This is a genomic window from Flavobacterium sp. LAR06 (assembly GCF_041946075.1).
Lineage (GTDB): Bacteria > Bacteroidota > Bacteroidia > Flavobacteriales > Flavobacteriaceae > Flavobacterium.
This window is the reverse complement of sequence record NZ_JAUTYT010000001.1, coordinates 187,889-200,030: the sequence shown is the minus strand read 5'-3', so window position 1 is coordinate 200,030 and position 12,142 is coordinate 187,889. Positions and strand designations below refer to the sequence as shown.

Here is a 12,142-nt window from a genome sequence, read left to right as displayed (position 1 = left end):
TTATTGTGCCGTTGGATTGCAGGTTTGACCCAGATAAATGAAAAGAGAAAAAACTAGTGTTAGAAGAATATAGAGACCCCAAATTTTCCAGCCGCTTTTTGCCAGAAAAGCAATTACCATAAGTGCAACCCAAAGGATAAAACCACTAAAAGCCATTGTCATCAATATGTTTGCACGGTTAAACCAGGAAGCGAGTGCCAAGTGAAAGGTAACAGAAACAAAGTAGCCGCCTAGAATGGCAGCAGTAATTTTGGCAAAACGCTGCCATTTGGACTGGGTTAAATATTTTGGATTTGCTGGCATAGAGAGCTTAAGAATGATTTAGTAATAGTAAAATTCTAATAAGGCAACAATTATGAATAACAATAAAAGAGCGATGCTATTTACTTTTTTCAGAGGCTTCAATATGATAATCAAACTGCCAATAGTCATTAGCTGAATGAAAAACATGAAAGTACCGCAACACAATGATTGCGAAAAGAGCCATACAGAATAAGCAGATAAAAGAAGCAAGAGTCCTGTGATTTTAGTTTGCTTTGGATTCTTCTGCATCCATTTTTCAAAACCTAAATCATATGATAAAGCTGCTCTTTTTGAGGTGTAATACAAAGTGTAAAAAGCTAAAAAAACGATAAGACTTGCAATTGTTATCATGATTAAAAATTTAAAACGCGCAACTATTATTTAGAATAAATTTTAATAGTGCAAATCTAAGTTAAGAATCTAAACAAAACAAGTTATTTTTATTTATTCTAAGTAAGTTTTCAGGTAGAGTTTGGGCAATAAAAAAAACCTGCTCAAGTATTGAGCAGGTTTTATATAAAAATTGAAAATTATTTGAAAACTACAATTCTAAAGCACGTTTAGCATCGCCGTTCATCAATAATTCTACTGGATTTTCTAAAGCTTCTTTTACAGCAACCAAGAAACCAACAGACTCACGTCCGTCGATAATTCTGTGATCGTAAGAAAGTGCAACATACATCATTGGGTGAATTTCAACTTTACCGTTTACAGCGATTGGACGCTCGATAATGTTGTGCATTCCTAAAATTCCTGATTGAGGAGGGTTGATGATTGGAGTACTTAACATACTTCCAAAAACGCCACCGTTAGTAATAGTGAAAGTTCCACCAGTCATATCGTCAACAGTAATTTGACCGTCACGAGCTCTTAAAGCTAATCTTTTGATTTCAGCTTCAATTCCACGGAAAGTTAAAAGTTCTGCATTACGAACAACAGGAACCATTAAACCTTTTGGTCCAGAAACTGCGATAGAGATATCAGCAAAATCGTAAGCGATTTTGTAGTCACCATCCATCATTGAGTTAACATCTGGATATAATTGTAAAGCTCTTGTAACTGCTTTTGTAAAGAAAGACATAAAACCTAAACCTAAACCACCATGTTTTGCTTTGAATGCATCTTTGTATTCATTACGAATTTGGTTGATTGGTGTCATGTTAACCTCATTGAAAGTAGTTAACATTGCTGTTTCGTTTTTAGCAGAAACTAATCTCTCAGCTACTTTACGACGCAACATTGATAGTTTTGTACGCTCAGTTCCACGGCTTCCTCCAGTTGGAGTTCCCATAGAAGGTACTGCATTTACAGCATCATCTTTAGTAATTCTTCCACCTTTACCAGTTCCTGAAACTGTTGCTGGTGCTATATTTTTTTCGTCTAATATTTTTCTTGCTGCAGGAGATGGAGTTCCGGCTGCATAACTTGTTGCTGCTGGTGCCGGAGCTGCTTTTGGAGCTTCAGCTTTTACTTCTGCCTTTGGAGCCTCAGCTTTTGGTGCTTCAGCCGCTGGAGCTGCTGGTGCATCACCTGCAGGTTTTGCTGCATCTGTATCAATTAAACAAACGACAGCTCCTACTGCAACTGTATCACCTTCTTCAGCTTTAAGCGTAATGATACCGCTCATTTCAGCAGGCAATTCAAGAGTAGCTTTATCTGAATCAACTTCAGCAATAGCCTGATCTTTCTCTACATAATCTCCGTCTTTTACTAACCAAGTTGCAATTTCAACTTCTTTTATTGATTCCCCTGGTGATGGGACTTTCATTTCTAAAATCATCTTATTTTTTGTTTAAGGTTTTTATGGTTTCAGGTTTCATGTTGTTACACTTAAAACCTGAAACTTGAAACATTTTTTTATCTGAATAAATTTTTATCGAAAACCATTCTAATCGCATCTGCATGACGACGTTTAGCTCTTGTGTAACTTCCTGATGCCGGAGCAGCATAAGCTTTTAATGAAGCTAATCTCCATTTTACAAGATCGAAGTTCATTAACATAAAGCTGTAAGCTCCCATGTTTTTAGGCTCTTCTTGTGCCCAAACATAATCATCAGCATTTGGGTATTTAGCAATAATTTCTTTTAATTGCTCCACTGGTAATGGGAATAATTGCTCAACACGAACAACTGCAACATCATTTCTTCCGTTGTTTTCTCTTTCAGCAACGATGTCATAGTAGAATTTACCAGTAACAAAAACTAACGTTTTTACTGCTTTTTTATCTACTGTATTATCGTCAATCGTTTCCTGGAAACTTCCGTTTGCTAATTCTTCAACTGTAGAAACGCATCTTGGGTCACGCAATAAACTTTTTGGAGAGAAAACTACCAAAGGTTTACGGAAATTTGTTTTCATTTGTCTTCTCAACAAGTGGAAGAAGTTAGCTGGCGTTGTACAATCTGCAACGTACATATTTTGTCTCGCACAAAGCTGTAAGTAACGTTCCATTCTTGCAGAAGAGTGTTCTGCACCTTGTCCTTCATATCCGTGAGGTAACAATAAAACAATACCATTTTGGTTGTTCCATTTGTCTTCACCACATGAAATATATTGGTCAATCATAATTTGAGCTCCATTAGAGAAATCTCCAAATTGTGCTTCCCAAATAGTTAATGCTTTTGGATTAGCTAATGCATATCCATAGTCAAAACCAAGAACACCATACTCAGATAAAAGAGAGTTGAAGGCACCGAATTTTCCTTTTTTGTTTTCGATAGCATCTAACAGAATTACTTCTTCTTCAGAATCTTCAACCTTAACTACAGCGTGACGGTGAGAGAATGTACCACGCTCTACGTCCTGACCTGAAATACGAACATCAAATCCTTCTGTCAAAAGAGAACCGTAAGCTAATGCTTCAGCTGTTCCCCAGTCAATAGTGTTATTGTCGTATCCAGATTTTCTATCTGTAACAATTTTTGTTATTTTGTTGATGAACTTCTTGTCAGATGGTAAAGTTGAGATTGTATTGATGATAGAATCTAATCCTTTTTTATCAAAAGTAGTATCAACTTTTTGAAGCATTTGCGTATCAGTTACCTGAACAAATCCATCCCATTCGTTTTTCATGAATGGTGTTATAATTGTCAAATCTTTTTTACGGGAAGCTTCTAAATTCTCCTCCATATTAGATTTGTATTCTTTTTCTAAAGCGTTTACATAAGAAGCATCGATTACGCCGTCAGACAATAATTTCTCAGCATAAATATCTCTTGGATTTTTATGTTTAGCGATGATTTTATATAAAACAGGCTGAGTGAAACGAGGTTCGTCACCTTCGTTATGACCGTATTTTCTGTATCCTAATAAATCGATAAATACGTCACGTCCAAATTGCATTCTGTAGTCTAATGCAAAAGATACTGCGTGTACAACAGCTTCAGCATCATCAGCATTTACGTGTAATACCGGAGATAACGTTACTTTGGCAACGTCTGTACAATAAGTAGAAGAACGAGCGTCTAAATAGTTCGTTGTAAAACCAACCTGGTTGTTAATTACAATATGGATTGTTCCTCCAGTTTTGTAACCGTCAAGCTGAGCCATCTGAATGATTTCATATAAGATACCCTGTCCTGCAATTGCAGCATCTCCGTGAACGGCGATAGGCAATACTTTAGAGAAATCGTCAGCATAATATTTATCTTGTTTTGCTCTTGTGATTCCTTCAATTACAGCTCCAACCGTTTCTAAGTGTGAAGGATTTGGTGCTAAATTGATATTGATGCTTTTTCCTGATCTTGTTTTTTTGTCAGCGGTAAGACCTAAGTGGTATTTTACGTCACCATCAAAATATTCCTGATCGTAATCTTTACCGTCAAACTCACCAAAAATATCCTGAGTAGATTTTCCGAAGATGTTTGCCAAAACGTTCAAACGACCACGGTGTGCCATTCCCATTACGAATTGTTCAACACCTTTTTCAGCAGCTTGCTCTATCAAAGCATCTAAAGCTGGAATAATAGATTCTCCACCTTCCAGTGAAAAACGTTTTTGTCCAACATATTTAGTGTGTAAGAAGTTCTCGAAAGAAACTGCTTCGTTTAATTTATTTAAGATTGTTTTCTTTTCTTCTGTAGAAAAATTAGGCTGATTAACATTAACCGCTAATTTATCCTGAATCCATTGTACAACACCAGGATTTCTGATGTACATATATTCAATTCCAATATGCTGGCAGTAAATAGATTTAAGACGCGTTACAATATCCTGTAAAGTAGATGGTCCAACTCCGATAGTCTTAGCTGCATCAAAAACTGTTGAAAGATCAGCTGTTGTTAATCCAAAATTCTCAATGTCTAAAGTAGGAGATGAAGTTCTACGATCACGAACCGGATTTGTTTTTGTAAACAAATGCCCGCGCGTACGGTAACCATCGATTAATTTTAGTACGTTGAATTCCTTTTGTAGTTTTTCTGAAACTTTGCTGTAATCTGTGTTGTCGCTAGTCACATATTCAACAATCTGTTGAACCGGATTTTCGTCATTATAAGTCGTCATTCCAAAGTCGAAACCCTGAAAAAAACTTCTCCAGCTAGGCTCAACGCTGTCTGGGTTAACTAAATATTGATCGTATAATTGTGCGAAAAACTCTGTATGCGCTGCATTTAAAAATGAAAACCTATCCATAATATTAGTGAATATACTTTTTGTTAAATAGAATGGCAAAAGTACAACAATCACATTTATTTAAATCTTTTTTTTACGTACTTTTACGTAAAAATTTGTTAAAAATAGATCTAACTATGAAGAAAAATCAAATTTCAATCGTTTTCAAATCTTTTTTTGTGATTATGACAGTCTTTTTTTCTAGTTATGCAACCGCTCAGCAAAACTATGTTATTGATAACAGCAATCACTTTTGGGATAAAGTTCAGTTTGGTGGCGGATTAGGATTAGGTTTTGGATCCGGGTACACTAATATTTCAGTGATGCCAAGTGCTATTTATAATATTAATGAAGTAGTAGCTATGGGAGTTGGATTGCAGTTTGGCTATTTATATCAAAAAAACTATTACGAATCTTTTGTTTACGGAGGAAGCTTTATTACACTGGTTAGCCCCATTCCTCAATTACAGTTATCTGCAGAATTAGAACAGGTAAGGGTAGATACAGACTATGAAGAAAATTATTATCACCCTGGTTATTCAGATGCTTATTGGAACACAGCCTTATATCTGGGAGCAGGTTACAGAACTGGAAATGTAACGATTGGTGCACGCTACGATGTTTTGTATGATCCAAATAAAAGCCTTTACGGATCTGGATTTATGCCTTTTGTGAGAGCGTATTTTTAAAAGTATTATATAAAAAAAGACCGATTTAACTTCTCAATTTAAATCGGTCTTTTTATTTTGGAAAATCATATTCTACAACTACTCTTGTGCCAAATAAATAGAATATAAACTTCTGGGGTCTGTAATTTCACCTGGCGTACTACCTCCAACAATTAATCTTGCTTGATTTGAGTTAAGTTCCATAATATTTGTTTTATTAAATACCATTTTTTTTAATGTAGTTTTTTTTAATTTAATCTTTTTCATAATGTTTTTGGTTTTAAAATTGGGTTTAATACTGTGAATTGTTTGGTGAAATTATTCTAAAAATAGTATTAAAAAAAACCTGACAACCTTATTTTTATAAAAATAGTCTCCCTTTTTATAAAAATAATCTATCTTCGATATTAAATTAATGATTCCTGCTTTTTTGAAAAAAAACCAAAATGAAGACACTGTCTAAGTTGTACTGTTTGCTTTTATTATTTTCTATAAATTTATGTTTTTCTCAGAATAAAATAGAGATCTACAAAGACTCTGTGAAAAGTCTTTTATATTCTGATCCTGTTAAGGCAAAATACTATTGCCATAAAATACTAAAATATGCTAAGCCTAATAATTTAGTCGAAGAAGAAGCCAAGGCTTATTGTATTTTAGCTGACTTAAGCGGTGCCTTAACGCAAAAAGATAGTGCTTATTATTATTTTGATAAAGCAATCCAAAAGACGATTCAAACCGATAATCAAAAACTTGAAATGGTTTTCAAAATCAATAAAGCGAATTTTTTATTCAATGAATTTGATTTTGAGGAAGCTTTAACTCTTTATGAGGAATGTTCGGACTTGTCTAAACAGCTGAAAGACATTGATGCTTATGATTATATTTCGATAAAAAAAGGAAGTATTGCTTATGAGTTAGAGCGATATCAGGAAGCTTTAAACATTTACAAAGAAAACTTAAATAAAAAAGGTATTAGTATTGTAGGTCAATTAAATCTCAAGTTGGGATTAGTAAAAACGTATATTAATTTAAATAAGCCAGATTCCGCCTATATCTTTATAAAAAATGGGATTAAAGAATCAAAAAAAAACAAATTTAAAGAACACGAAGTTCAATTTTTGATTCAGTTGGGGCTAATTTATATAGATAAAAAAAAATATTCAGAAGCCAGATCAACTTTTGATAAGGCATTGCTAATTGCACAAAATATTCAAAGTAAAAATTCAGTAATTGAGGTTAATATCAAGATATCTAAATTGTATTCTATTCAAAAAGAGTACGATAAATCAATTTTGATTTTGAATTCATTAATAAAAAAAGAGGCTTTATCAAATATTTCGGTAGAGACCTTATCAGAAATTTATTATCTATTAGCTGAAAATTATAAATCAATCAATAAATTTTCTGAATCAAACTATTACTATAGTCAATTTATCGAAAAATCGGAGAAAATTGGACAAAAAAGAATTGAAGCCATTGATCATTTGCATAAAATTGATATCAATGAAATTAAAGACCGAGAAACGGAACAAAAACAGCAAAATTGGATTTTACTTGGTCTAATTGCCTTTTTGACTCTTGTATTTATTGGAGTTTTACTCAAAAGAAGGAAAGAAAGCATACAAAATCAAGTGAAATTTGAGGAACTAATACTTAAGATTAAAAACTTTGAGAATCAAGCCCATAAAAAAATAGAGGAGCAGGAACAAAATACAACATTTTTAGAAGAAACAATAGATCAGACCATAGAAGATAAATTTGAATTAGAACTGATTCAAAACCCAATTATACCAATTATAACTGATCTAGAGGATGAAATATTTATTGAAAATAATAGTCTTGAAGATAATGGTATTGAAGATAATAGTCTTGAAACCGAAGAATCTACAAATCCTCAATTTGTTATAAAAGATACGACAAGAATAGAAATACTGGATAAGCTTATTAAACTGGAAGAAAAAAGGTTGTTTTTAAGACAAGACTTCACATTGCATAATGTTGCAAAGAGATTAAAAACAAATACGGCCTATTTATCTAAAATCGTGAACAATGAATTAGGTAAGAATTTTAGTACATACATAACCGAATTAAGAATTAATTACATAATCATTGAATTAAAGAATAATGCGAAGTTAAGATCCTATTCAATTAATGCCATAGCAGAAGAAATCGGATATAAAAGCCCCGAATCATTTACCAAATATTTTAAGATTGCAACCGGTATTAGTCCTTCTGTTTACATAAAAAAGATAAATCAAATGAAGGAAGACGAAAAGATGTAATTTGGTTGTAAATAATTGATAAACAGATGGTTATTTGTTTATTTAACCCCCCTTATTTTATAAATATGGGGGGTTTTTGTTTTTTTTGCAGAAAAAAAAGATTTTACTTTGTCTCAGAAATAATTCGAATATCAGAATGTTTCAATTGGGTTTTAAAAAAGTGGTGAAAATAAGTAGCCACTTTTAAAACTAAAAAATAAAACAGAGTGTGGAGACTCTGTTTTATAAGGTAATTTAACAAAACGTAATATCTAACAAGATTGCCAGAAATTACTTCTGCAAAAGTAAAAAAAAATGTGTTCACAAAACATTTTTTTTACAAATTCTAAAGTACTTCTACAATGCATTACTTGTTAGCTTTTAAAAACAAAGGTTATGAGAACGGGTAATCAATCCAGTCCTAAAAGACTAAGCAAAAATTCAATTTTTAAAATTAATGACAATCAGGATTTAAAACAACCTAAATCATTGTTTTACATACTAACAAAAAAGATTAGGGGTTTTTTTAAATAAACCAGTCAGGATGTTTTCCTGAAGCACTATGCATACGATATCACGGTTTATTTAAAAAATATCTGATCATCTGAGAACACTTGATTTTAATTGAGCCTGGCTGAAATTATTTTAGTCACACGTGATATTATTTAAATCATTAATACAGAAAAAACAACATTAATTAAATAAAAAATGAAAAGCTAAACCCAAACAAATTGGCTTTTAGAAAAGCTATTGTTGCTGAATTAAATCTTCAACAATTAAAAACTATATGGAAACAGGAATTAAAGGATTTGATGATACAAACTCTTTTCCGAGCTGTATATATGATCTATTATCTATAAAAATAACCGTTAAACAATTAAATTAAAAACAAATGAGAAAAACAATTATCACTAACAAACTGGCTTTTAAAAAAGCAGACGTTACAGAATTAAATGACAATTCAATGAACGAAATTAATGGCGGATCCACTATTTTGGGAGGAGACAACTGCACAGGATGCTGTTGTTTACAAATAAGCATTATAATAATGCAAGATATGTAATCGCGGCATCTCAAAATGAAAAAATCAACCCAAAACAACAAATTAGTTTTCAATAAGGCTATTGTTACAGAATTAAATGAAGATGAATTGAACGATATCAACGGCGGTACAAATGATTTAATCATAAGTTTTATTATCACTGCCGGATACGGTACTTGGTTAATGGTTGTGTAAAAAAGCAACTGAATGATGAGCATTGCTATTGGTTTATTAATAACCAGGTATTTGCACAAAATAAAACAGAGTGTGGAGACTCTTTTTTATAAGGAAATTTAACAAAACGTAATACTTTCAAGTTTGCTGGAAATTGCTTCTGCATAAGTAAAAAACATTTCATTCGTTTTTTACACTTTCAAAAGCACTTCTTCTACGCATTACTTGAACACACAAAATAGAGTGTATGGCCGGGGATGCTATTGCCCCAAAGGTTAATACTGTCTATATGTCAAACCGATGACGCTTTATTAAAAGATTTTTAAACAAAGGTTTATACTATAAACAGTTGCTATTCTTTTTAGTAAGTATCGTCATGTTCTAAACCCGCTAAAATTTGGCTGATTTTTCAGCTGAGGTTTTCAGCACATGGAATTGGTATGTTCAAAAGTAAATGAGACGTATTAAAATTTGGTGAATATTTTTAGTGATTTTGAATCTATTGTGTGCAATAATTCAAAATAAAAGTAAATCATTTCAAAACAAATCAACATGAAAAAAACAGAAACAAGCAACAAACTTGCTTTTAATAAAATGGCGATTACGGAGCTTAATGACAGTCAAATACAAGAAATAAATGGAGGTACTGATTATCTAAAAAGCATTTCTATTACTATTTATATTCTGACTTTAATTTAAAATTAATAACAGCCTAAATTAGAAAATGAAAAAACAGAACTCAAACAACAAGCTGATTTTTAACAAAGTCGCTGTTGCAGAATTAAACGATAACCAGCTTCAAGATGTAAAAGGGGGAAGCTTCCTGTTAACATCTATTATTGTAGTCGTAACGATTGGAGCTGGTATCCTGGTTAGTCAAGCAGAATAACTAATAAATAAAAAACTAATAAACAGAATCATGAAAAAACAATATGCAAACCACAAGTTGGCTTTCAACAAAGTCGCTGTAACTGAATTAAATGAAAACCAATTGAACGACATTAACGGCGGAACATCAATAGATGGCGGCGGAGATACCTGCACAGGATGTTGCTGTGTTCAAACTTTACTTGTAATGGCCTAAAATTTAAAAAAAAAATGAAAAAACAAAATCCACACAACAAGCTTGTTTTTAATAAAGCAGCTGTTACAGAATTGAATGAAAACCAACTACAGGAGATTAACGGGGGAACGTCAATAGTTGGCGGCGAAGAAACCTGTACAGGATGCTGCTGTGTTCGAACTTTACTTATAATGATTTAATAAATTTCTTAAAAATGAAAAAACAAAATGCAACAAACAAGCTTGCTTTTAATAAAGCAGCTGTTATCGAATTAAACGATACTCAAATGTATGAAATTGACGGAGGAACTGGGGGCTATTGCAGTGTAGCTGTAATTGTCAGTATTACCTATCTAATCTACGAGGCTCTGTAAATTCATAGTAAAACAAAACTAGGAGTAACCCAAAAATCCTTAAAAAGAGTAGGGAATAAAATTAAATTATAAAATTATGAAAAAGCAAAATGCAAACAACAAGTTAGCTTTCAATAAAGTTAGTGTTATCGAATTAAATGACAACCAAATGTATTCTGTAGAAGGTGGAACTTCTCCAGCAACAGTTTCTTCAACGTGGTGTGCAGCAGCTATTGGCGCTGCCGTTGGTGGAGCTATCGCTTGGGCAATGGCTGAATAATAGAAATAATGAGTTATAAAAGCAATCAGATAGTTTTGACTTTTTTATTAGCCCTTTTGACAAGTTATATTATTGTTAGAGATTTTAAGAAGAAGCAATATTCTAAAAAAATTGAAATCGAAAATAAAATTGCAAAGCAAAAGTAATCTGAAAAGTCAAAAAAAAAGAGTAAGAATAAATTGTTGCTAAAAACAACCAAATAGATAAAAAAATGCCAGAACTATTTTACAGTACTAATAGCATTTTCATACTATATTATATTGTTTTAGGCAACAATTTCTTGAGCTCTTTAAATTCATAGCGAAACAAACAAGGAGTAACCCAAAAAACCTTAAAAGAGTTGGGAATAAAATTAATTATAAAAATTATGAAAAAGCAAAACCAAAACAACAAGTTACTTTTTAACAAATCTGTAATTACAGAATTAAATGATGATGTATTGAAGGATCTAAACGGAGGCGGTGGTGATAGTGCTGCATCTTTCATTGCTTCAGTAGCACTAAGTTATGCCATCACTAAAGATTTATTTGCTGATCATTAATAAATCAGAATCCACACAACAAGCTTGTGCTTTTAATAAAGTAATTGTGAAAGAATTGAATGACTGTCAAATGTATGAAATAGGCGGAGGAACTGGACTTATTGCAGCATAGCTGTAGTGGTGAGTATTACTTATCTAATTCTATGAGGCTCTTTAAAATTCATAACAAAATAAACGAGGAGTAACCCAAAAAACCTTAAAAGAGTAGGGAATAAAATAAATTATAAAATTATGAAAAAGCAAAATGCAAACAACAAATTAGCTTTCAATAAAGTTAGTGTTAGCGAATTAAATGACAACCAAATGTATTCTGTAGAAGGCGGAACTTCTCCAGCAACAGTTTCTTCAACATGGTGTGCAGCAGCCATTGGTGCTGCCGTAGGTGGAGCTATCGCTTGGGCAATGGCTGACTAATAGAAACAATGAGTTATAACAGGAGTAACTCGAAAATCCTTAAAGAGTAAGGACTCAATTTAAAATTTAAAAAATTATGAAAAAGCAAAACCAAAACAGCAAGTTAGTTTTTAACAAATCTGTAATTACAGAATTAAATGATGATTTATTGAAGGATGTAAACGGAGGCGGTGGTGAAAGTGCCGCATCTTTCGTAGCTTCAGTAATGCTAAGCTATGTAATCACTAGAGATTTGTTTGCTGCCGAGTAATAAATCTAAAACAAAACATAAACAACAAACTGATTTTTAATAAGTCTGAACTTGCAGCATTAAATCATTAAAAACTATTACTAATAAACCGAGATAGTTTACGTGTTGTTTTTGTAAAGTTATTAGAGATTCAATTAAGGATAGCACATTTGATTTTCTTAAAAAAAACTACCTGCATTAATT

At 32.3% G+C, this 12,142-nt stretch carries 18 protein-coding genes; 13 read left to right on the top strand and 5 right to left on the bottom strand.

Annotated elements, in window-relative coordinates:
- From Q7C23_RS00895 to Q7C23_RS00880, 4 genes are all read right to left on the bottom strand, one after another.
- Positions 1–303, bottom strand: a complete 303-nt coding sequence (locus Q7C23_RS00895; RefSeq protein WP_375030761.1) for a hypothetical protein — start codon at positions 301–303, stop codon at positions 1–3.
- A gap of 18 nt (positions 304–321) precedes the next feature.
- Positions 322–654, bottom strand: a complete 333-nt coding sequence (locus tag Q7C23_RS00890) for a hypothetical protein (RefSeq protein ID WP_375030760.1) — start codon at positions 652–654, stop codon at positions 322–324.
- Positions 655–844: 190 nt separating this feature from the next.
- Positions 845–2,083 (bottom strand): 2-oxoglutarate dehydrogenase complex dihydrolipoyllysine-residue succinyltransferase, encoded by a 1,239-nt coding sequence (gene odhB / locus Q7C23_RS00885; protein WP_375030759.1) that lies wholly within the window; start codon positions 2,081–2,083, stop codon positions 845–847.
- Positions 2,084–2,160: 77 nt separating this feature from the next.
- Positions 2,161–4,935, bottom strand: coding sequence for a 2-oxoglutarate dehydrogenase E1 component (locus Q7C23_RS00880; protein ID WP_375030758.1), 2,775 nt, complete (start codon positions 4,933–4,935; stop codon positions 2,161–2,163).
- Between the two features lie 116 nt (positions 4,936–5,051).
- On the opposite strand from Q7C23_RS00880, the gene Q7C23_RS00875 reads away from it, so the two are divergent.
- On the top strand, positions 5,052–5,603 hold the full coding sequence (locus Q7C23_RS00875) for a hypothetical protein (RefSeq protein WP_375030757.1): 552 nt from the start codon (positions 5,052–5,054) through the stop codon (positions 5,601–5,603).
- Between the two features lie 78 nt (positions 5,604–5,681).
- Here Q7C23_RS00875 and Q7C23_RS00870 read toward each other — a convergent pair whose 3' ends face one another.
- Entirely contained in the window at positions 5,682–5,849 is a 168-nt protein-coding gene (locus Q7C23_RS00870) for a hypothetical protein (protein ID WP_375030756.1), read from the bottom strand.
- Positions 5,850–6,028: 179 nt separating this feature from the next.
- On the opposite strand from Q7C23_RS00870, the gene Q7C23_RS00865 reads away from it, so the two are divergent.
- The 12 genes from Q7C23_RS00865 to Q7C23_RS00810 all read left to right on the top strand — a co-directional run bounded on the left by Q7C23_RS00865 (position 6,029) and on the right by Q7C23_RS00810 (position 11,959).
- Complete coding sequence (locus tag Q7C23_RS00865; RefSeq protein ID WP_375030755.1) at positions 6,029–7,864, top strand: helix-turn-helix domain-containing protein; 1,836 nt, start codon at positions 6,029–6,031, stop codon at positions 7,862–7,864.
- Between the two features lie 871 nt (positions 7,865–8,735).
- On the top strand, positions 8,736–8,906 hold the full coding sequence (locus Q7C23_RS00860) for a class I lanthipeptide (protein WP_375030754.1): 171 nt from the start codon (positions 8,736–8,738) through the stop codon (positions 8,904–8,906).
- Positions 8,907–8,921: 15 nt separating this feature from the next.
- Positions 8,922–9,080 (top strand): class I lanthipeptide, encoded by a 159-nt coding sequence (locus Q7C23_RS00855; protein ID WP_375030753.1) that lies wholly within the window; start codon positions 8,922–8,924, stop codon positions 9,078–9,080.
- Positions 9,081–9,611: 531 nt separating this feature from the next.
- Entirely contained in the window at positions 9,612–9,758 is a 147-nt protein-coding gene (locus Q7C23_RS00850; RefSeq protein ID WP_375030752.1) for a class I lanthipeptide, read from the top strand.
- Between the two features lie 25 nt (positions 9,759–9,783).
- Entirely contained in the window at positions 9,784–9,948 is a 165-nt protein-coding gene (locus Q7C23_RS00845) for a class I lanthipeptide (RefSeq protein ID WP_375030751.1), read from the top strand.
- Between the two features lie 30 nt (positions 9,949–9,978).
- Entirely contained in the window at positions 9,979–10,143 is a 165-nt protein-coding gene (locus Q7C23_RS00840) for a class I lanthipeptide (protein WP_375030750.1), read from the top strand.
- Positions 10,144–10,157: 14 nt separating this feature from the next.
- Positions 10,158–10,322, top strand: coding sequence for a class I lanthipeptide (locus tag Q7C23_RS00835; RefSeq protein WP_375030749.1), 165 nt, complete (start codon positions 10,158–10,160; stop codon positions 10,320–10,322).
- A gap of 14 nt (positions 10,323–10,336) precedes the next feature.
- A complete protein-coding gene (locus tag Q7C23_RS00830) occupies positions 10,337–10,495 on the top strand; it encodes a class I lanthipeptide (RefSeq protein WP_375030748.1) in 159 nt (52 codons plus the stop codon).
- A 76-nt stretch (positions 10,496–10,571) separates the two neighbouring features.
- Positions 10,572–10,754, top strand: a complete 183-nt coding sequence (locus Q7C23_RS00825; protein ID WP_375030747.1) for a class IIb bacteriocin, lactobin A/cerein 7B family — start codon at positions 10,572–10,574, stop codon at positions 10,752–10,754.
- Positions 10,755–11,121: 367 nt separating this feature from the next.
- Complete coding sequence (locus Q7C23_RS00820; RefSeq protein WP_375030746.1) at positions 11,122–11,295, top strand: class I lanthipeptide; 174 nt, start codon at positions 11,122–11,124, stop codon at positions 11,293–11,295.
- Positions 11,296–11,526: 231 nt separating this feature from the next.
- The gene (locus Q7C23_RS00815; RefSeq protein WP_375030745.1) at positions 11,527–11,709 is read left to right on the top strand and encodes a Blp family class II bacteriocin; all 183 of its coding nucleotides are present in this window, start codon (positions 11,527–11,529) and stop codon (positions 11,707–11,709) included.
- A gap of 76 nt (positions 11,710–11,785) precedes the next feature.
- Positions 11,786–11,959, top strand: coding sequence for a class I lanthipeptide (locus Q7C23_RS00810; RefSeq protein WP_375030744.1), 174 nt, complete (start codon positions 11,786–11,788; stop codon positions 11,957–11,959).
- Positions 11,960–12,142: the final 183 nt, after the last annotated feature.

Bases quoted from the DNA above. Each gene is read 5' to 3' on its own strand.
- Q7C23_RS00895 (WP_375030761.1), bottom strand. From the start codon at position 303: ATGCCAGCAAATCCAAAATATTTAACCCAGTCCAAATGGCAGCGTTTT.
- Q7C23_RS00890 (WP_375030760.1), bottom strand. From the start codon at position 654: ATGATAACAATTGCAAGTCTTATCGTTTTTTTAGCTTTTTACACTTTG.
- odhB (WP_375030759.1), bottom strand. From the start codon at position 2,083: ATGATTTTAGAAATGAAAGTCCCATCACCAGGGGAATCAATAAAAGAA.
- Q7C23_RS00880 (WP_375030758.1), bottom strand. From the start codon at position 4,935: ATGGATAGGTTTTCATTTTTAAATGCAGCGCATACAGAGTTTTTCGCA.
- Q7C23_RS00875 (WP_375030757.1), top strand. From the start codon at position 5,052: ATGAAGAAAAATCAAATTTCAATCGTTTTCAAATCTTTTTTTGTGATT.
- Q7C23_RS00870 (WP_375030756.1), bottom strand. From the start codon at position 5,849: ATGAAAAAGATTAAATTAAAAAAAACTACATTAAAAAAAATGGTATTT.
- Q7C23_RS00865 (WP_375030755.1), top strand. From the start codon at position 6,029: ATGAAGACACTGTCTAAGTTGTACTGTTTGCTTTTATTATTTTCTATA.
- Q7C23_RS00860 (WP_375030754.1), top strand. From the start codon at position 8,736: ATGAGAAAAACAATTATCACTAACAAACTGGCTTTTAAAAAAGCAGAC.
- Q7C23_RS00855 (WP_375030753.1), top strand. From the start codon at position 8,922: ATGAAAAAATCAACCCAAAACAACAAATTAGTTTTCAATAAGGCTATT.
- Q7C23_RS00850 (WP_375030752.1), top strand. From the start codon at position 9,612: ATGAAAAAAACAGAAACAAGCAACAAACTTGCTTTTAATAAAATGGCG.
- Q7C23_RS00845 (WP_375030751.1), top strand. From the start codon at position 9,784: ATGAAAAAACAGAACTCAAACAACAAGCTGATTTTTAACAAAGTCGCT.
- Q7C23_RS00840 (WP_375030750.1), top strand. From the start codon at position 9,979: ATGAAAAAACAATATGCAAACCACAAGTTGGCTTTCAACAAAGTCGCT.
- Q7C23_RS00835 (WP_375030749.1), top strand. From the start codon at position 10,158: ATGAAAAAACAAAATCCACACAACAAGCTTGTTTTTAATAAAGCAGCT.
- Q7C23_RS00830 (WP_375030748.1), top strand. From the start codon at position 10,337: ATGAAAAAACAAAATGCAACAAACAAGCTTGCTTTTAATAAAGCAGCT.
- Q7C23_RS00825 (WP_375030747.1), top strand. From the start codon at position 10,572: ATGAAAAAGCAAAATGCAAACAACAAGTTAGCTTTCAATAAAGTTAGT.
- Q7C23_RS00820 (WP_375030746.1), top strand. From the start codon at position 11,122: ATGAAAAAGCAAAACCAAAACAACAAGTTACTTTTTAACAAATCTGTA.
- Q7C23_RS00815 (WP_375030745.1), top strand. From the start codon at position 11,527: ATGAAAAAGCAAAATGCAAACAACAAATTAGCTTTCAATAAAGTTAGT.
- Q7C23_RS00810 (WP_375030744.1), top strand. From the start codon at position 11,786: ATGAAAAAGCAAAACCAAAACAGCAAGTTAGTTTTTAACAAATCTGTA.